This window comes from Dehalococcoidia bacterium (genome assembly GCA_035310145.1).
Taxonomy (GTDB): Bacteria; Chloroflexota; Dehalococcoidia; order CAUJGQ01; family CAUJGQ01; genus CALFMN01.
This window is the reverse complement of record DATGEL010000039.1, coordinates 41,574-59,477: the sequence shown is the minus strand read 5'-3', so window position 1 is coordinate 59,477 and position 17,904 is coordinate 41,574. Positions and strand designations below refer to the sequence as shown.

The 17,904-nt window shown below is 70.1% G+C and carries 16 protein-coding genes and 1 tRNA gene; 6 read left to right on the top strand and 11 right to left on the bottom strand.

What is annotated here, in order from left to right:
- Positions 1–48: 48 nt before the first annotated feature.
- The 7 genes from VKV26_07310 to VKV26_07280 form a co-directional block, all read right to left on the bottom strand.
- Positions 49–795, bottom strand: coding sequence for a DoxX family membrane protein (locus VKV26_07310; GenBank protein HLZ69705.1), 747 nt, complete (start codon positions 793–795; stop codon positions 49–51).
- Positions 796–1,135: 340 nt separating this feature from the next.
- A complete protein-coding gene (locus VKV26_07305) occupies positions 1,136–2,536 on the bottom strand; it encodes a hypothetical protein (GenBank protein ID HLZ69704.1) in 1,401 nt (466 codons plus the stop codon).
- Positions 2,533–3,117 (bottom strand): hemerythrin domain-containing protein, encoded by a 585-nt coding sequence (locus VKV26_07300; GenBank protein HLZ69703.1) that lies wholly within the window; start codon positions 3,115–3,117, stop codon positions 2,533–2,535. Before VKV26_07300 ends, VKV26_07305 begins: the two co-directional genes overlap by 4 nt.
- A 383-nt stretch (positions 3,118–3,500) precedes the next feature.
- Positions 3,501–4,475, bottom strand: coding sequence for an SDR family oxidoreductase (locus VKV26_07295; protein HLZ69702.1), 975 nt, complete (start codon positions 4,473–4,475; stop codon positions 3,501–3,503).
- Between the two features lie 284 nt (positions 4,476–4,759).
- The gene (locus VKV26_07290; protein ID HLZ69701.1) at positions 4,760–5,884 is read right to left on the bottom strand and encodes a PDZ domain-containing protein; all 1,125 of its coding nucleotides are present in this window, start codon (positions 5,882–5,884) and stop codon (positions 4,760–4,762) included.
- Positions 5,881–7,413 (bottom strand): HAMP domain-containing sensor histidine kinase, encoded by a 1,533-nt coding sequence (locus VKV26_07285; protein ID HLZ69700.1) that lies wholly within the window; start codon positions 7,411–7,413, stop codon positions 5,881–5,883. Before VKV26_07285 ends, VKV26_07290 begins: the two co-directional genes overlap by 4 nt.
- A gap of 129 nt (positions 7,414–7,542) precedes the next feature.
- A complete protein-coding gene (locus tag VKV26_07280) occupies positions 7,543–8,265 on the bottom strand; it encodes a response regulator transcription factor (protein ID HLZ69699.1) in 723 nt (240 codons plus the stop codon).
- A 335-nt stretch (positions 8,266–8,600) separates the two neighbouring features.
- On the opposite strand from VKV26_07280, the gene VKV26_07275 reads away from it, so the two are divergent.
- Together VKV26_07275 and VKV26_07270 are read left to right on the top strand one after the other, a co-directional pair.
- Entirely contained in the window at positions 8,601–8,804 is a 204-nt protein-coding gene (locus VKV26_07275; GenBank protein HLZ69698.1) for a hypothetical protein, read from the top strand.
- A gap of 80 nt (positions 8,805–8,884) precedes the next feature.
- Positions 8,885–8,962 (top strand) — tRNA-Pro (locus VKV26_07270).
- Between the two features lie 61 nt (positions 8,963–9,023).
- Here VKV26_07270 and VKV26_07265 read toward each other — a convergent pair.
- Both VKV26_07265 and VKV26_07260 read right to left on the bottom strand, forming a co-directional pair.
- Positions 9,024–9,227, bottom strand: a complete 204-nt coding sequence (locus VKV26_07265; protein HLZ69697.1) for a hypothetical protein — start codon at positions 9,225–9,227, stop codon at positions 9,024–9,026.
- A gap of 20 nt (positions 9,228–9,247) precedes the next feature.
- Complete coding sequence (locus VKV26_07260; GenBank protein HLZ69696.1) at positions 9,248–10,927, bottom strand: methylmalonyl-CoA mutase family protein; 1,680 nt, start codon at positions 10,925–10,927, stop codon at positions 9,248–9,250.
- 362 nt (positions 10,928–11,289) lie between these two features.
- Between VKV26_07260 and VKV26_07255 the strand changes: the two genes are divergently transcribed.
- Positions 11,290–12,030, top strand: coding sequence for an SDR family NAD(P)-dependent oxidoreductase (locus VKV26_07255; protein ID HLZ69695.1), 741 nt, complete (start codon positions 11,290–11,292; stop codon positions 12,028–12,030).
- Positions 12,031–12,061: 31 nt separating this feature from the next.
- The gene (locus VKV26_07250; protein ID HLZ69694.1) at positions 12,062–12,958 is read left to right on the top strand and encodes a crotonase/enoyl-CoA hydratase family protein; all 897 of its coding nucleotides are present in this window, start codon (positions 12,062–12,064) and stop codon (positions 12,956–12,958) included.
- A 264-nt stretch (positions 12,959–13,222) separates the two neighbouring features.
- Here the strand turns inward: VKV26_07250 and VKV26_07245 are convergent, their stop codons facing one another.
- The gene (locus VKV26_07245; GenBank protein HLZ69693.1) at positions 13,223–15,475 is read right to left on the bottom strand and encodes a tetratricopeptide repeat protein; all 2,253 of its coding nucleotides are present in this window, start codon (positions 15,473–15,475) and stop codon (positions 13,223–13,225) included.
- Positions 15,476–16,036: 561 nt separating this feature from the next.
- On the opposite strand from VKV26_07245, the gene VKV26_07240 reads away from it, so the two are divergent.
- Complete coding sequence (locus VKV26_07240; protein ID HLZ69692.1) at positions 16,037–16,561, top strand: hypothetical protein; 525 nt, start codon at positions 16,037–16,039, stop codon at positions 16,559–16,561.
- A gap of 53 nt (positions 16,562–16,614) precedes the next feature.
- Positions 16,615–17,091, top strand: a complete 477-nt coding sequence (locus VKV26_07235; protein ID HLZ69691.1) for a hypothetical protein — start codon at positions 16,615–16,617, stop codon at positions 17,089–17,091.
- Between the two features lie 509 nt (positions 17,092–17,600).
- Here the strand turns inward: VKV26_07235 and VKV26_07230 are convergent.
- A complete protein-coding gene (locus tag VKV26_07230) occupies positions 17,601–17,879 on the bottom strand; it encodes a hypothetical protein (GenBank protein HLZ69690.1) in 279 nt (92 codons plus the stop codon).
- Between the last annotated feature and the right edge of the window lie 25 nt (positions 17,880–17,904).

The following is a 17,904-nucleotide window of genomic DNA, read 5'->3' as shown; positions in this document are numbered from 1 at the left end:
GGAGCAAGAGCTCCCGCGCCGCCGCCCTGCGCTGCTATGCCGAGGAGGTTATGCCCGCGGCCGCAGCCCTGGCAGGCCAGTGCCTGCGGTACCTTCCGCCTGCGGCCGGTGCGTGGCCGTGAGGATCGCCTCGCCCGCCAGCCAGGCGACGATCACACCGGCCAGTGCCACGATGTAGCCGACCAGCGGGTGCGCCGCGTTCCACTGGTTGTTCGCCACCACGGCGACCACCCCAGCCGCGGCAAAGGCGACCACCCAGCCCAGCACCCCCAGCGTCGTCATCCCTGGCCGTACCGGCTCCTCATGCGCAGACTCCAGCGCATGGCCGGGCTTCCACGGCGTGCCGATGGCCGGCAAGAGGTAGTAGTCCGCGCCGAGGTAGCCGGCGACCTTCCAGCCCAGCACGAGCAGGATGGCGAGCGCGAACAGCACCGGGTTGATGCTGGCCGAGCCGGCGAGCATGAAGTTGAAGTTCATGAAGGCTCCGAAGAAGGCCGCCACGCCCACGAAGGCGCCCACGATCAGGGCGATGCCGATCACCGTCTCGCCGAAGGCGATCAGCCTGGCGAACCAGGTGTACCACTCGCGGTCAAGCATGTATTGGAGGAAGTCGTGGTACCAGCCGTAGTGAACCGCTGCGCCCTTCGCGCCGGCGTCCACCTTGGTCGCGTTCGTCCAGAAGCCCTGCAGCGCCGTGCCCGTCCGCGTCCAGGCGGGGCTGTTCACCTTTTCAATGCCCGCCGAAAGCCACTGCCAGCCGATGTACAGCCGCAGCAGCAGGAAGAGCGGCGCCATCATCGGGCTGCCGAAGATCGCGCGGACGAAGCCGGGATCGGGGAACGCCTCCGTCTTTTAGATCGGTGTACCGATGCGTCGTGCCAGCTCCATCGCGGCACCTCCTCGCCTTTTCCTGCCGCCCGGCATCTTCAGAAGAGCGGCCATCTGCCCACGCGTAGTATCTCGGTTGGCACGGCGCCGGTCTGTCGGGCAGGGAACGACAAGTTCGGCCCGCCGTCGTCGTCGGGGTTTGCCGGACAAGGGAGACGCAGCGCGGGTGGCCGCGACTGGGTACGCGCCGCGCATGACGCCACGCGCCGCGCACCCGCAGCCCCGTGTTTGGCAGGCGGGCGGCGCGCTATGGGCGCCGCGCCCGCTCGCTCAGATACGAATGGCGCAGCCCCCAGAGCAGCCGCCAGGCGAAGAGCGTGAGCGCGGCCAGCGCCAGCACGCCCGCGGCGGCCATCGGCCAGTAGCGCGTCGCCAGCACGCCGCGCTCTTCCAGCAGGGCGCCGCCGGCCCGCAACACGACCGCCGCGCCGAGCAGCCAGGCGTAGACACGCACGCGCCGGGCCATGGCGGCGCCCTGAGCGCGCTCCGCGGCGAACATGTGGCCCACCAGGTACGCCATGCCGATGATCAGCGTCGAAACCACGCCCAGGGCGAAGACGTGCCGCGCGGCATCGTCGATCGCGGCGGGCGTTTCGGCGTGAAGGCGCAGGCCGCGCCAGGCGCCATAGGCGATCAGCGCCGCATCGGCAAGCAGCCAGCCGTACGCCGCCCGCAGCAGGAGCGCGATCGCCTGCGCCGTGTCCCGCATGCGCGAGGCGGGCCGCCAGACGCCGATGCAGCCGGCGCCCGCGACGAGCCCGCCCGCGAACAGCAGCCGCCCGGCCGCGCTCAGCGCCCAAAGGTTGGCGCCGCCCGCCGCCTCGGCCAGCCGCACGCCCACGCTCAGCAGCAGCCCGCCCTGCAGCGCTGCGAAGGCGAGCCAGGCCAGCCAGGCGGGCGTCTTCCAGGCGAAGAGCGTGGGCAGGCTGCGCAGCGAGACGCCGAGCATGAAGCAGAGCAGGAAGCCGTACAGTTCGGCGAAGAGCAGCGGCGCCTCGTCCGCGCCGGAGACGATGAAGGCCGCGCCCGTCGTCGCGCGGGCCAGCGTCCAGACGCCGAGCAGACTGGCGACCGGCAGCCAGAGCGCGCCGGCGGCGCAGAAGGCGGCGAAGGGACGGCGCTCGCGCAGGGGCCGCGCCAGGGTAGCGAGCAACGAGCCGGCGAAGCAGAGCGCGCCCAGGCCGAAGAGCAGGCCGCCGACTACCAGCAGCGCCCGGCCGCCCGGCAGCTCTCCGAACGGCTGCACCAGTGTGCGCAGGATCAAACCGGAAGCGATCAGCACGGCTGCGGCGTAGAGCAGGCGCGGATGGCGCAGCGGTGTGCCGCTGAAGCGCGGCAGCAGCCGCGCCGCCATGCCCACCACGAACAGCCCCGCCCAGCCCAGGGTCATGATCTGGCCGTGGACCTGCGCCAGCGCCCGCCAGCGCGGCCCCCAGTCCGCGCCTGCGCCGGCGGCGACGGTGAGGGCGATCGCCAGCAGCAGGCCGAGGCCGATCGCGAAGCCGGCCGCGCCCAGCGTGGCGACGGCAGGCAGGGCCTCTCTGTTGGCAACGGCCGGCTCGGCGCCGCGTGTTGGTCTGGGCAGGTGGCCGCGGTTTGCCTCGGACGCGGAGCGCTGTTCGCGCGTCGGGCGCGACGGCCCGTTCACGGCTCCAGCATCCGCATCTCCTGTGCGATCTGGTCCAGGATGCCCGCGGGCAGCAGCTGCGACGCCAAGGGAAAGACCAACTCCTCTTCGTTCTCGAAGTGTACGCTCACCTTCTCGACCAGCGCTGCCGCCGCCTGCTTCAGCTCTGCCAGCCGCTGCGGCTGCGGCATGCCTTCGGCGGCGCGTTCGGCCAGCGCCCGCAACGCCGCCGCCTCGCTGCGCAGTTCGTCGTGGCCGTCCAGCACCTCGAAAATCGCCGCGCGCACGGCGTCGCCCTTCATGCGGATCAGGTCGTGCTCGGCCACCATCTCGTCGATCAGCCGGTCGCCGGCGGGCATCGCGTCCTTCAGCCGCGGAAAGAACGGCCCCTCTTCGTGGGCGATGTGCAGCTCAAGTTCGTTCTCCATGAAGGCGAGCGTACGCCAGGTGGCATCGATCGCGGCGGCAACACTCGCGGCCTCGGCGGCAGTGGCGCGATCGACGGCCTCTTTGAACGACGCGAACTGTTCGTTTGCCGCGATGTGCTCGCGCAGAAGCCCGGCGATCGCCGCCGGGGTCGCTGCCGTGATTACCGGTGTCATCTCGCTCCAACCTCGTTGCCGCGGACTGCGTCTGCCGGCGCTGCCGGCGGCTAGCTCACAACCAGGGGCGAGTCATGCGTACGTCCATCTGGCGCCCTCACGGCGACCGCGCACCGCCTCGGGGAGCAACGTTCCGCTTGTGACCGTTGTAACAAGCACGGGCAGGGCTGTCTGTCGGGCGGAGGCAGCCGGGCGTGGTGCGGCTTTACCGGACAGGCGAAGCGCCGAAAGCCGACGGCGCGCCGGCAGCGGGTGGTAGAGATGGGTTCGCGGGAATGCGCCTGCCGCCGGCCATGTGCGGGCGCGCGACGCAGGCGGCGGAACTCCCGCCGCCTGCGTGCAGGTGAGAAGGGACCGAGAAAGACCGCGGGGCGGCTGGCCGCCTACGCCGTGGCCTTCGCCTCGCGGCCGGCCACCGCCAGGTCGGCGGGCGGCGGCGCCGGGTTCTGGTAGCCGGCCAGCAGCTGGCTGGGCACGTGCAGATCCAGCTCGTCCAGCGTCCACATGCCCGGCTTCCAGATCGTCTTCAGCGGCGTCGGGTGGTTCAGCAGGGCCACCGTGCCGCCGTTGACGTTGAAGATCTGGCCGTTGACGTTCCAGGCGGCGTCCGTCGCCAGCCAGCAGGTCATCGGCGCCACGTACTCGGGCTCGCGCATCTGCATCGCCGGGTTCGGCGCCGCGGCCACGGTCGAGCCGCCGCTCTGAATGCCGGAGGCGGCGCGGCGCTCGCGCGTGCTGTCGGGCACGGTGGCCGTCATGCGCGTGGAGGCGCCGGGCGAGATCGCGTTGCAGGTGGCGCCGTAGCGGCCGAGGTCGCGCGCCACCACGCGCGTGAGGCCGGCGATCCCCGCCTTGGCCGCACCGTAGTTCGCCTGGCCCGAGCTGCCGATCAGGCCGGAAACGGAGGTGTAGTTGATGATTCGCCCGCTGCGCTGCTGGCGGAAGATGATCGAGGCCGGCTTGATCGTGGCGAAGTGGCCCTTGAGGTGGACGGCGATCACCGCGTCCCACTCCTCTTCGGTCATGTTGAACACCATGCGGTCGCGCAGAATGCCTGCCACATTGATCACGCAGTCCAGCCGCTGGAAGTTGTCCAGCGCCGCCTTGATCGCCGCCTCGCCGCCCGCCATGGTCGAGATGTTGGAGTTGCTCGCGACGGCGGCGCCGCCCTCGCCTTTGATCTCGCGCACCACCTCCTGCGCCGGGCCGGCGTCGGCGCCGGAGCCGTCCACGGCCACACCGGCGTCGCAGACCACGACCTTGGCGCCTTCGCGCGCCGCCAGCATCGCCACGCCGCGTCCGATGCCGCGGCCGCCTCCCGTTACGACGATGACCTTGCCTTCGAGATGTCCGGGCACGGTGCTCCTCCTCGATTTCGCTGCCGTTGCCGTCCGCGCTCACCGTCTCGCGGGCGCGTGCCGTCGGCGGCCTGCTCACGTCTTGCGGGTCGCCGGGAAGGCCCACGACGCCCGACGCCGCTCATCATAACTGAAGCCGCGCACAAGCGCCCGCGGGGCGCGCCGGCGGCCCGCATCAACAGCTGATGCGGGCCGCCCCGTGTCCGCCCGATGCTTCAGTGCCGGCGACTTGGCGTCCGAGAAGACTCAGCGACCAGACCGCGAGCCGGCCAGGAAGCCGCGCTTCAGTACGCCGGCCCGCGCGAGCCGTTGCCGAACGGGCTGCGATTGCCGCCGCCGTTGCTCTTGCTGTTGCCCGGCGGCGGCAGCACCGGCGAGTTGGCGTTGCCCTGGCCGGGTACCGTGATGCTTTGCCCGCCCGGCAGCGTGATGTTGATCGAGCCGTTCGGGCCGAAGCTGATGCCGCCCTGCCCGCCTTGCCCGTTCTGGTTGCCCTGGCCGCCGCCCCGGCCGTGGAAGAAGCCGAAGCCGTTCGGATCGACCACGAAGATCCAGCTCGCCGTGGTCGATCCGTCGCGCGTGGCGACCAGCGCCTTGTCGTTCTGCGCGAGCGCCGCGGCGCCCTGCTGCTGCTTCTGGCCGCTGTGGGGACCCTTGATCACGCGTGTGTTGCCGTCCACCGTGAAGGTCTGATCACCGCTGCCGCTGTTCAGCGTGACGACCACCGAGTTGCCGCTGACCGACTTCACCGTGCCGCCGACGACCGTGTCGGTATGCACCTGCCCGTTCGCGTCCTTCGTCTTCGTCTCGACGCTGATGAAGCGATCGAAGCCCTGGCTCAGCGCCGCGCCGATGCCCGCGAAGCCGGGCAGCGCTCCCTTGCCCTGTCCACCCGGGCGGGCGGGAATGCCGGCCGCGGCCGCGTCGCCGAGCGTCACCGTCAGGTTCTGGGCGTTGCCGCCGCGGCTGATTGCCAGCGCCACGCTGTCGCCGGGATGCTTGCCGCCCAGCGCCTTCTTCAGATCAATGAAGGAGGCGACGTTGGCGCCGTTCACGGCGGTGATCACGTCGCCCTGCTTCACTCCGGCCTTCTCCGCCGGCCCGCCGGCGACGACGGAGGCGACGGTGAGCTTGCCGTTGTCGTCCTGCACGGAGAGCCCGAGATAGCCCTGGTTGCCTGGCTGGTTCTGCGCCTCGATCGCCACGCCGCCCTGGGCGCCGGTGTCACTGCTCGCGGCGGGGTGGGCGCTCTTCGCCTGGCTGCCGCTGCCGCGCGACCCGGCCGCCGCGTTGCCGCTGCTGTTGTCCGCATGTGCCACCAGCGCAAACGAGAGGCCGGCGGCCAGCGTCACCGCGCCCAGCACGGCCACGATACTCAAGGTCGAGACGCGCCTTCGTCTCGTCTTCATGCCCGTTGTCCCTCCATCCTCCCGGCCGGCAGAACGCCGGCCATTCCGCCACCCCGCGCTGCGCTGTCCTGCGCTGCCGCCGGCGCATAGCGCGGCAGCACGATGCTGAAGGTTGTGCCCGTCTCGCGATCGGAGTGCACCGTGAGCGTGCCACCGTGCGCGGCCGCGATCTGTGCGGCGATCGCCAGGCCGAGGCCGCCGTTGTGCCCGTTGCGGCGCCGCGAGCGGTCCACCTGGTAGAAGCGCTCGAAGATGCGCTCCTGCTCCTCGGGCGAGATGTACGAACCCGTGTTGTGCACGTCGATGCGCGCCCCGCCGGCGGGCGTCGGCGCGGCGCTGAGCGTGATCGCGCCGCCTGCCGGCGTGAAGCGCAGTGCGTTGTCCACCAGGTTGCCGAGCACCTGCTCCATGCGTAACGGATCGAGCAGCAGCATGGGCAGGCCCGGCGCCGTGACGACGCTGAGCGTCTTCGCCTCGTCGGCGAGCTGCCAGCGCACGCGTTCGCTGGTGGCGTCGAGCAGGGCGCCGAGGTCCACCGGCTGCCGGTCGAGCGTGGCCTGCCCCGACTCGATCTGCGAGAGATAGAGCAGATCGTTGACGAGCCGCCGCATGCGCTCCGACTCTTCGTTGATGATGCGGCCGGCGCTCGCGTACTCGTCGGGCGACTGCAGGGCGCCGTCGGCCAGCGCCTGCGAGAAGCCCTGGATGCTGGTCAGCGGCGTCTTCAGCTCGTGCGCGACGTTGGCCAGCAGGTCGCGCATCATCTGATGCGAGTGCGAGACCTGCGCGGCCATGCCGTTGAAGGAGCGTGCCAGCCGCGCCACCTCGTCGCGGCCCTCGACGCGGATCTGCTGCTCGTACTCACCCTTGGCCATCGCTTCGGAAGCGTGCGTCACGCGGGCGAGCGGCCGGGTGACGCTGCGCGCGACGAAGTAGGCCGCGGTCAACGCGGCGACGAGGGCCAGCGCCGCCGCCACGCCCAGGCGCGGCGCCAGATCGAACCAGGCCGAGCTGATGCTCGCTTCGGGCACCAGCATCACGACGTTGTAGTTGGCCGCCACAAAGGCCGGCGACTTGGTGAGCGTGAGCTGGCCGCTCGGCTGGTAGAAGGCGGTGTAGACCGTGCCCGCCTCTTTGTAGCCGGTGACGTGATAGCTGTTGGTGAGGTTGCGGCCGCTCTTGCCGTTGCTGAGCGCGGTGAAGTGGCCGCTCTGCCGGCCGGCCGTGTCCACGATCACGTTGGAGTCGTCGTCGAGCAGGATGAAGCGCACGTCGACGTTGTCGTCGGTCTTCAGCTCGTCGGCGCGCAGGCGCAGATAGCTGGCGATGCGGTCCTGCGGCCAGCCGCGCTGCGCCAGCATGCTGACGGCCGCGGCCTCGGGCGGCAGCAGGTCGCCAACGCGCTGGCGGGCGGCCTGTACCTCGCGGCTGCGCAGCAGCAACAGCGAGCCGGTGCCGACCGCGGCCACCGAGAGCAAGGCGATCAGCCCGAAGGCGACCGCGAGCTTGATGCGCAGCGACTTGAACATGCTGGCCCCGTTCGCAGGGTCAAGGGCATAGGGCGCGGGGCGCAGGGGTCATCAGTGCCTCCGCCCGTACCCACCGCCCGGATCCCCGCGTCCTCCGCCCCTTCGGCGCCCACCACCGCTTCCAATCGACTATGCCGGACTCGCCGCCGGGCCGGCGACGGCGTCCGCGGCCGCCGGCTCGGGCGCGGTGAGCTTGTAGCCGAAGCCCCAGACCGTCACGATCTTGGCCGTGCTGGCGCCGATCTTGTCCCGCAGCCAGGCGACGTGCACGTCCAGTGTGCGCTGGTCGCCGAAGAAGTCCTCGCCCCAAACGGTGTTGAGCAGGCGGTCGCGTGCCATCGCCACGCCGGCGTTGCGCGAGAGCGCCAGCAGCAGGTCGAACTCCTTGGCGCGCAGCGCCACCGGCGCGCCGGCGACGAACACCTCGCGGCCGAGCACATCGACCTTGAGATCGCCGACCTCGACCACTTTGGCCGGGCGCTTGCCGGCCTCGCTGCGGCGCAGCACGGCCTTGATGCGTGCGACTAACTCGCGCGGGTTGAAGGGCTTGGTCAGGTAGTCGTCGGCGCCCAGCTCCAGGCCGATGATCTTGTCCATGTCGTCGCTGCGGGCGGTGAGCATCACGATCGGCACATCGCTCTCTTTGCGCAGGGCGCGGCAGACCTCCATGCCGTCCAGCTCGGGCAGCATCAGGTCCAGCACGATCAGCGCCGGCTTGACGGCGCGGGCCTTCTCCAACGCCTCGCGGCCGTCGTAGGCCGCCTCGATCTGGAAGCCCTCATTGCGCAGGTAGATGCGCGCCAGCTCGACGATGTGCTTTTCGTCGTCGACGACGAGAATTGTGGCAGCCATGGGCAAGTCCTCTCCTGGCGGGGCCGGCTCGCACGTGTGACCCGCGGCGGTTCGCGGCGCACGGCGGACCGACCGCGGGCGCGGCCGGCGATCTGATTGTCGCAGAGCCGGCGGCGCGGCGGCTTATCGCCGGGCTAAGCAGTCGTCAACGAACCGCTAAATCCCCTCGCGCCCGCTTGCAATTGTACCGCGAGGGGAGAGGCTGCACCGATTTTCGATGGACGCAGCGGCGGCCAACATGTTAAACAAGTATTAACGCGGCGCGGGTTGTGCGCCGTGGTCCGTGCCGGGGGGCTTGCTATACTCGCGCCAGGGGCGGGAGGTGGGTGGTGGAGATGATCTTTCCGAAGTGCCAGAAGTGCAAGGACGGCGACCTGGTGCCCCTCTCGGACTTCGGCAGCCAGGGGGCGGCGATCCACTTCAAGGCCTGGGCCTGCACCAACCCCGACTGCGGTTTCAATATCAAGATCCGCAACGGCGATCTCTATATCGACGAGCCGATCACCAGCGGCGCGCTGCACAGCCCGCGCTTCCGCTAGGCCGCTCGTCGCTGGACAGCGCCGCGCTCCGCCTGTTATGATCTTGTGGTGTCCGGCGGCGTGCGCCGCGGCCGGCGCTCCGGGGTGTAGCTCAGCTTGGTTAGAGCGCTGCGTTCGGGACGCAGAGGCCGGCAGTTCAAATCCGCCCACCCCGACCAGTGGCACAGCGAACCGGCCCGATGGGCCGGTTTTGTCATGCAGCACGCGTCTTGCGGCCGGCTATGCGCCGGGCCGCTGCGGGCGGGCGCGGCCCTTCTCGCGCTCGCTCTCGTGCGCCAGCCGCTCGCGCACCCAGCGTGCCACGAGATCCGCCGGCGCCAGCCCGCGCTCGGCGGCCGTGCGCTGCAACGCCTCGAACGTCGCCGCGTCGAGTTGGAGCGTGAGCGGCTGGCCCGCCGTGTTGCCGTCCGTCGCCATCGTCATCTCTCTCGCAGTTGCGGGGGCTACACCACCACCAGCTCATTGTACTCGCCGAAGACTTTGCGCATGGCGCCGCAGACCTCGCCCAGCGTGGCGTAGGCGTTCACCGCGTCCAGGATCGCCGGCATCGTGTTCGCCGTGCCGTCGCGCAGCACGTGGTCGAGCCGCGTCATCGCCCCGCGCCACGCCTCCTGGTCGCGCTCGCGGCGCACGCGGTTCAGCCGCGCCAGGTGCTTCTCCTCGCCCTCGGGGTCCATGCGCAGGATGGGGATCTCGATCGGCTCGTCGAGCTGATAGTCGTTGACGCCGACGATCGTGCGCTCGTGGCGGTCGATCTCGCGCTGGTAGCGGTAGCTGGAATCGGCGATCTCGCGCTGGAAGAAGCCCGCTTCAATCGCCGGCAGCACGCCGCCCAGCGCGTCGATCTGCTCGAAGTAGGCGAAGCACTCGCGCTCCATCTCGGCCGTCAGCTTCTCCACAAAGTAGCTGCCGCCCAGTGGGTCCACCGTGTTCGCCACGCCCGACTCGTGCAGGATCACCTGCTGCGTGCGCACGGCCAGGCGCACGGCCTTCTCGCTGGGCAGCGCCAGCGCCTCGTCCCAGGAGTTGGTGTGCATCGATTGCGTGCCGCCCAGCGCCGCCGCCAGCGCCTGGATCGTGGTCCGGATCAGGTTGACTTCGGGCTGCTGCTCGGTGAGCGAGACACCGGCCGTCTGCGTGTGGAAGCGCAGCCACCAACTCCGCGGGTTCCTGGCGCCGAAGCGCTCGCGCATCACTTTGGCCCAGACACTGCGCGCGGCGCGGTACTTGGCGATCTCTTCAAAGAAGTCGTTGTGGGCGTTGAAGAAGAAGGAGAGGCGCGGCGCGAAGCTGTCCACGTCGAGGCCGCGCGCGATGCCCCACTTCACATACTCGATGCCGTCGGCCAGGGTGAAGGCCAGCTCCTGCACCGCCGTGGCGCCGGCCTCGCGGATGTGGTAGCCGGAGATACTGATCGTGTTCCACTTCGGCAGCTGCTGGCTGCCGAACTCGATCGTATCCGTGACGAGGCGCATCGAGTCTTCGGGCGAGAAGATGAACTCGTTCTGGGCGATGTACTCCTTGAGGATGTCGTTTTGCAGCGTGCCGCCCAGCGTTTCGCGGCCGATGCCGCGCTTCTCCGCCGCGGCGATGTACATCGCCCAGATCACGGCGGCGGGCGAGTTGATCGTCATGCTCGTCGTGATCTGGTCCACGGGAATGCCGCTGAACAGGATCTCCATGTCGGCGAGCGAGGAGACGGCGACGCCGCACTTGCCGAACTCGCCCAGTCCCCACTCGTCGTCGGTGTCGTAACCCATCAGCGTGGGCATGTCGAAGGCGACGGAGAGGCCCGTTTCGCCGTGATCGAGCAGGTAGCGGTAGCGGGCGTTCGTCTCCTCGGCCGAGCCGAAGCCGGCGAACATACGGATCGTCCAGGGTTTGCCGCGGTAGCCGGTTGGGTGCACGCCGCGCTTGTACGGGTACTCGCCCGGATCGCCCAGGTCGCACGTGTAGTCGAAGTCGGGCAAGTCCGTGGGGCCGTAGAGGCGCGCGATCGGGCGGCCTGAGGTCGTCACGAACGGACCAGGCGCTTCAGTGCCGCCGTTCCGTGCCGCTTCGTCGTTGGCCGCCCGCCGTGCCGCGAGGTCTTTGAGCGTGTTGGCGTCGTACAGCATCGGCATGAGACCTCCGGGCTTGGTCGCCAGATCGGGCGCAGGCGTACGATCCGGCCGTGGTTTCAGTATAGCAACGGGTTTCGAGAGGGCGGTATCATCACGTGGCCTCACCCCCTGGCCCCCTCTCCAGGGACTGGAGAGGGGGAATGGCGGAAGTTGTTTGGAGTGGCTGGGGCCAACCCTGCCCGCGTCGGGCCAGAGCGCAGCGCAACCGTCGGAGACTTCGCATGAGCGCAGCGCAAGGGTTGCAGATGGGCGCGCCGCGCCCATGGCAGACGGAGACTTCATATGCTGACGCGGCTTTCTTCAGATTGCCGCGCAGCGGCGATGTCGAATCAAAGCGGGGCTAGGCGACGGGTGGCAGATGTATGGCTGAGACGGCGGTGGGGCTGGCGGGCAGGCGGGCGCTGGTGCTGGGAGCCGGCACGGCGGCGGGGCGCGCGGCGGCGCTGGCGCTGGCCGAGGCGGGCGCCGATGTGGCCGTGGCGGCCGGCTCGCTCGACGGCGACGAAGTCATGGCGGTGCGCCGCGTGCGGCGGGCGGTCGAGGCCGCTGGGCGGCGCGCGGCGGAGTACGCCTTCGACCTGGCGCTCGGGCAGAACGTGCGCGTCTCCACGCGCCAGGTCGCGAAGGAGATGGGCGGACTCGACCTGCTGATCTACGCCGCCGATGCCTTCCTGCGTCGCCCGACGGAGAAGACCAGCGACGCCGAATGGACGCGTGTGCTCGGCGTGAACCTGAGCGGCGCCTTCTATGCCTGCCGCGCGGCGCTGGGCGAGATGGCCGCGCACGGCGGCCGCATCGTGCTGCTCAGCTCGGTGCTGGCCGAACGCGGCGAGGCGGAGAGCGCGGCCTACTGCGCGGCGAAGGCGGGCTTGACCGGGTTGGTGCGGGCGATCGCGCTGGAAGTGGCGGAGCGGGGCATCACGATCAATGCATTCGCGCTCAGCGCGCCGGGCGGAGGCGAAAGCGAAGCCGAACTGGCGGCGCTCGGCCGGCTAATCGTGCAACTTGCCTCCGATGCAGGCGCCACGACGACTGGAAACGTGCTACAGATCGGGAGTGCGGGTACGTCTGCCTTTCCAGCAGGCGGTCACCGATCTGAATAGCGGAGCGGGCATCGCGGCGAGGAGGAGCACAATGCCGGAGCTGGACTTCGAGACCATCCTCTATCAGAAGGAGCGCGGGCGGGCGCGGATCACGCTCAACCGACCGGAGAAGCTGAACGCGCTTTCCGTGACCTTGCAGCAGGAGCTGAACCAGGCGCTGAACGAGGCGGACAACGACACCGAGGTGCACTGCGTCATCCTCAAGGGCGCCGGACGCGCCTTCTCCGCCGGCTACGACCTGACCGGCGGCGCTCGCCGCTCGGCCACGGAGCCGCAGACGACCACCTACCGCGGCCGTACCTCGCTGGAAGACGACATCTGGCAGATGGAGCAGTCGCAGCGGCTGCGCATGCTCCTCTTCGATATGCACAAGCCGGTGATCGCGCAACTCCACGGCTACTGCCTGGCCGGCGGCACGGACGTGGCGTTGCTCTGCGACATGATCATCGCCGCGGAGGACGCGGTGATCGGCTTCCCGCCGGTGCGCTCGATGGGCCAGCCGCCGCACCACATGTGGACCTATCACGTCGGCCCGCAGTGGGCGAAGCGCATGCTGCTCACCGGCGACTCGATCAGCGGCGCCGATGCGGCCGCGATCGGCCTCGTGCTGCAGGCCGTGCCCGCGAACAAGCTCGACGAGGCGGTGGAGAGTCTTGCCGACAAGCTGGCGCTGATCGACACCGACCTGCTGGCGGCCAACAAGCGCACCTGCAATTTAGCGCTGGAGCTGATGGGCGCCCGCACGATGCAGCGCATCGCTACGGAGATGGACGGCCGCGCCCACCAGGCGCCGAGCGTGGCCGAGTTCAACAAGATCGCCCGCGAGAAGGGGCTGAAGCCCGCGCTGGAATGGCGCGACTCCAAGTTCGGGGACGGCCGCGCCAGCGCCGCCTACGTCGCCCGCAAAGAAGCGGCGACCGTCCGCTGACCCGCTGAGCCGCCGCCGCGACCGTGCGCTCACGCTTCCCCGCGGCATGGCTGCCGCGGGCTGCTGCCGTTTGCCCACAGCCTGCCGGGCGAGGCCGGCGCGCCACAGGCAGGGTCCACCCGGCGCTTTGCATCGCAAAGCGCCGTCGCTTTAAACCTGGATTTTGACACAGAAATAGAGGTGTATCAAAAGCTCGCGCCTGCGCTGGGCTGCGATGCCTTGTGAGCCAGCAGGGCGCTCTCCCTAGCCGCGACCATGGTCGCCTTAGCGGCGCTCGCCGACCGCGGCCGTATCGGTGACGAGCAGCTGCTGCAGCTCGGTCACGGCCGCGAGCCCGAGCTCGATCGCTTCATCAGCAGAGAGCTCCACGCCCGCTGCCCAGGCCGCGGCGAACGCCTCCTCGCCCAGGGCGACCCGCACCCGCTCGACCACTGCCTGCTCCGCCTCCTGCAAGCCGAACTGCTCCACCGCGAACCTGTTCCGCTGCACGGCGATGGCGGCCATCAGACGGGCACAGTCCGTGAGCAGACCACTCTGCTCCGCTGCTTGCGCCAGCACCCGCAGGACGAGCCGGTCAGACGGCGATCGGCTGATCCCGCGACGAGATTCGAGACACTGCGCACAGATGGATACCGCTGCTTTGGTGTTCCCCTGTTGCAGCATCGTCTGGCCAAGCGTGGCCAGCACCGGGCTGACGTCGACGCCGATGCGGCGGGTGCGACCGATACTGTCCTGCAGCAGCGTCTCCGCCAGGTGGAGATCGCCCTGCTGCAGCGCGATCACCGCCAGCATATGGAGTGCCCCCGCGATCAGAAACGCGGAGTCCCGCGCCTGCGCCAGTGCCAGCAGCTCGCTGAAACGCACCCGTGCCTGCTCGTACTGACCTTCGGCCAGGTCCACCATCGCCTGGGTGTGCAGGCCGAGCGGTTCCATCTCGAGCTGGCGGCCACAGCGCAGCGTCTCGTCGGCATACACCCGGGCTCCAGAGCGGTCGCCGGAGCGTAAGCAGGCCCCAACCAGCGCCGCGTTCGCCCACGTGAGCGCGAACAGTTCCCCGGCGGCCGCGGCGCGCGACCGACTCTCCTCGGCCAGCCGCCGCGCCGCAGCCAGATCGCCGGCGACGACCAACAGCCCGGCGAGGAACGCGAGTGCGGCGGCGTACGTGGCCGGAGTAGCCTGTTCGGGTCCCAGGCGCACGCATTGCTCCAGGAGCAGGCGCGCGGCCGCTCGGTCGCCGACCTCGCGTGTCAGGAAGCCCGCGCCGAACAGTGCCGCGGCGCGCGTTCGATCGGCATGGTGCGCCGCAGGCAGGGTCAACGCTGCCATGGTGGCCTGTCGCCCCTCGCCGAGCGCGTCACGGTGCCACCAGTAGTACCAGAGCGCCCCCGCCAGGCGGAGGGCTGCCCTGCCCTCGTCCGTTTCCGCGCAGCTCCAGGCCCGTACCATGCGCAGGTTGTCCAGCTCCGCGTCAAGGCGCCGGAGCCAGGGCTCTCGGTGGGCCTGTCGCAGGCGTGGCTCGAATGCCTCAGCCAGCGCCACGAAGAAGTCCGCGTGCCGGCGCCGAACAGTATCCGCTTCCGCGCTCGCTACCAGCTGCTCCGCGCCGTACTCACGCACGGTCTCCAGCATGCGGAAGCGCGGCTCGCCGTCCGGACCGTCCGACTGCTGCAGCAGACTGGCGTCGAGCAGCGCCGCCAGGCCATCGAACGTATCCACGCCGGGGTCGCCCGTGCTGTCGCAGATGGTCGCGGCGGCGTCGAGCGTGCAACCGCCCGCGAACACCGACAGCTGCCGGAAGAGCTGCTGCTCCGCGGGCGTGAGCAGGTCGTAGCTCCAGGCAATCGTGTCACGCAGCGTCTGCTGGCGCTGCGGCAGATCGCGTGGCCCACCCGTCAGCAGCATGAGGCGGGCGTCCAGCCGCGCGGCGATCGCCGCCGCTGAGAGGTGTCGGAGCCGGGCCGCGGCCAATTCCAGCGCGAGCGGCAGCCCGTCCAGGCGGTGGCAGATCTCGATCACAGCGGCGGCATTCGCCGTCGTAAGGGCGAAGTCTGGCCGCACATCCTGGGCCCGTTCCACCAAGAGCGCCACCGCGGGGGAGTGCGCCAACGCCTCCAGAGCTACGTCGGCCGGGTCCGGCTGCGCCAGCGGCGCGATCGGGACGGCGCGCTCGCCGCGCAGCCGCAGCGGTGCACGGCTCGTCACGAGTAGCGTGAGCTGGGGCGCGGCGCGCAGTAGCTGGGGGAGGAGCAGCGCGGCCGGCAGCAGGTGTTCGAAGTTGTCCAGCACCAGCAAGAGTGACCAAGTCCGCAGGGCAAGCGCGAGGCGCTCCGGCAGCGGCAGGTCGGGGGCGTCCCGCAAACCGAGTGCCCGCGCGATCGCCGCCGGGAGGAGCTCCGGGTCGCGCAACGGCGCCAGGTCCACGAAGACGACGTCGTCGAAGATCGTCGCGGCTAGCGCCGCGGCCACTTCCAACGCCAGCCGCGTCTTGCCGACGCCGCCTGCGCCCGTCAGCGTCACCAGGCGGCCGGAGGAGAGCAGCCGGGGAATCGTCGTACACTCGTCCGCCCGCCCCACGAGACGGGTCAGCGGTATGGGGAGGGTACCGGGCACTGGCGCTGGACGCGCCGGCAGCTGCACGAGCGAGGGCGGCACAGAGCGTGGCGCCGTGCCGCTTCGGGCCTCTGCCAAGAGCTCCCGCAGCAGCTCAGCGGTGACCGTCAGCCCACGGAGAGGGCCACGCTCGAAGGTGCGGAGCAACCCCTGCCCGCGGCAGACCGTCAGCAGCGCCTCGGCGGTGTCGGCGCTGGGGGTGACCTCCCCGCGTTCCCAGCGCTGCACCGTCGCCCGGCCAACGCCGATCAGCGCGGCCCAGCCGTCCTGGGTAACGCCGCGCGCCTGCCGTAGCCCGCGCAGGACGGTGCTCCAGTGCGGCGGAACGGGCGCAGGCTGCGCTGGGTGATTCATCGATGATGCGCCACTGGTGCCTCGACGGTGCCTCGCCACCGTGCCCTGATTCTACGGTATTGGCAGATGCCGGGGAGGCATCGAGAATGGCAGGTCCGCCAAGGAGGCGACGGTATGAACCGGTGGTGGATACCCGGCATGGGCGTGCTAGCCGTGGCAGTGGGGGTCATCGCGGCCCCGGCTGCGTTCCGAGCGGTTACGGGGCCGGCGCAGGCACAGACCGCCCCCAGCATCATCGGCTCGTGGCTCATCACCATCGCGCGGCCAGGCCTTGACCCCAACAGCCACCAGGTCGTCAGCTATACCGCTGACGGAATCGTGCTTGCCAGCCATCCTCCCATCTCGCCGCCCACCCCGCAGCAGGATCCGAACGCTACGCGCAGCTACAGCACCGCCGGCCAGGGCACCTGGGTTGCCGCCGGCGCTGGTCAGGTGCGCTACAAGTGGTTGGCGGTGCAGACCGACGAGGAGGGCAACTTTGCCGGCCTCATGCAGATTACGGGGACGGTGACGCTTGCAGGCGACGGCAACAGCACCAGCGAAGTCTTCCAGGTTCTCATCACAGGCGCTGATGGCACGGTCCTGTTTGACTCGCACGGGGATGCCGGCACGGTGCAGGGCACGCGGATTACGGTCTAGTACGGACTTTCAGAGAGGACAACACCTGAAACACCTGAAAGGAGCACGGAGCAATGATCTCCCTCACCACGCAGCACCCCACGCGGCGACAGGTTCGCCGGCTGGGCCTGGCTGGCGCAGCCCTCCTGCTGACGGCCGCCGCGACGACCGGGGTGGTCTGGCGCGTGCACAGTCCCACCAGCCACGCCGCAGTCCACAGGGACGCCAGCATCACCCAGCCAGGCGCGGTGCTGCCAGCTCGCACCAGTGACCGAGGTGTCAGCACGGCGGTGTCCCGCAGGACGGCCAGCGCAGCGCTGGTACCCCAAGTCTGGCTGGTGGGCACACCAGCGCAGGCCGCACAACTGCAACAGCAGCTCGCGGACGACGCGGCCACGCGGGCACAGGCCGGTGGGGGCGACCTCGCCGCCCAGCTAGTGACCGTGACGACGGCCGCAGAGGCGGACGCCGTGTTCCAAGATCTCAACACCGCGAACCTCGCCCGCGCAGCCGCCGGGCTGGCGCCGATTGCGCTGGTCGACCTGCGCTAAGGGAGTGGGGGTGATGGTGGCCCGCACGATGGGCGACCGAGGCGGTGATGCGTCACAGCAGCCTGCGTATACTACCTGACATGGCGCTGGAGCAGCAGGTGCAGTTTTGCACGACCCGCAACGGCGTCCGCATTGCCTACACCACCAACGGCCAGGACCGCCCCGTGGTGCGTGTGCTGGGCTGGCTCTCCCACCTGGGCGTTGACAGCACCGGCCCGTTCTGGGCGCCATGGGTCACGGCGCTGGGTCCCCAGTATCAGCTGGTGCGGCACGACGGCCGCGGCATGGGGCTCTCGGACCGCGAAGTGACTGACTGGTGTCTCCCAAACGGCCCCATTCTGGACGGCGCTGAAGCCGTCCAGGAGCGCCGTTGCCTGCGCGTCGGCCGCCGTTTCACAGCTCGTCTGAGAATCAAAGTCTCAATACCCGCTTGCCTCGACGGATTTGGATACGACGCAGCGAGTCACCTGTGGCATGCACGATGCGGCTTCGGGACAGGTCACTGCGCGCTACTGCGGAATCTGCAGCTCGCCGGAGATCTGCGGGCGGCTGGCCGGGCAGATCGCCACGTCGAAGAGGTCGCCCCAGAAGGCGTCGATCAGGTCGCCCGGCCCTTCGTCCTCCGCCTCCCAGATCAGCACTACCTGCGGTGTGCCGTTCACCCAGTACTCACCGAGCACGTTCATGCGCGGCGGGAAGCTGAAGCCCAGGCGGCGCATGTACGCCTGCATGCCCTGCTCAGTCGTCGTGCCCTCTTTAAAGGTGAGATAGGCGACGTAGAGCGGCACATCTCGGCTCCGCTGGCTGAAGGTT

Excerpts from the sequence above, each read along its gene's own strand:
- VKV26_07260 (HLZ69696.1), bottom strand. The coding sequence starts at position 10,927 with ATGCCGATGCTGTACGACGCCAACACGCTCAAAGACCTCGCGGCACGG.
- VKV26_07310 (HLZ69705.1), bottom strand. The coding sequence starts at position 795 with ATGGCGCCGCTCTTCCTGCTGCTGCGGCTGTACATCGGCTGGCAGTGG.
- VKV26_07290 (HLZ69701.1), bottom strand. The coding sequence starts at position 5,884 with ATGAAGACGAGACGAAGGCGCGTCTCGACCTTGAGTATCGTGGCCGTG.
- VKV26_07255 (HLZ69695.1), top strand. The coding sequence starts at position 11,290 with ATGGCTGAGACGGCGGTGGGGCTGGCGGGCAGGCGGGCGCTGGTGCTG.
- VKV26_07285 (HLZ69700.1), bottom strand. The coding sequence starts at position 7,413 with ATGTTCAAGTCGCTGCGCATCAAGCTCGCGGTCGCCTTCGGGCTGATC.
- VKV26_07275 (HLZ69698.1), top strand. The coding sequence starts at position 8,601 with ATGATCTTTCCGAAGTGCCAGAAGTGCAAGGACGGCGACCTGGTGCCC.
- VKV26_07265 (HLZ69697.1), bottom strand. The coding sequence starts at position 9,227 with ATGACGATGGCGACGGACGGCAACACGGCGGGCCAGCCGCTCACGCTC.
- VKV26_07280 (HLZ69699.1), bottom strand. The coding sequence starts at position 8,265 with ATGGCTGCCACAATTCTCGTCGTCGACGACGAAAAGCACATCGTCGAG.
- VKV26_07300 (HLZ69703.1), bottom strand. The coding sequence starts at position 3,117 with ATGACACCGGTAATCACGGCAGCGACCCCGGCGGCGATCGCCGGGCTT.
- VKV26_07250 (HLZ69694.1), top strand. The coding sequence starts at position 12,062 with ATGCCGGAGCTGGACTTCGAGACCATCCTCTATCAGAAGGAGCGCGGG.
- VKV26_07240 (HLZ69692.1), top strand. The coding sequence starts at position 16,037 with ATGAACCGGTGGTGGATACCCGGCATGGGCGTGCTAGCCGTGGCAGTG.
- VKV26_07235 (HLZ69691.1), top strand. The coding sequence starts at position 16,615 with ATGATCTCCCTCACCACGCAGCACCCCACGCGGCGACAGGTTCGCCGG.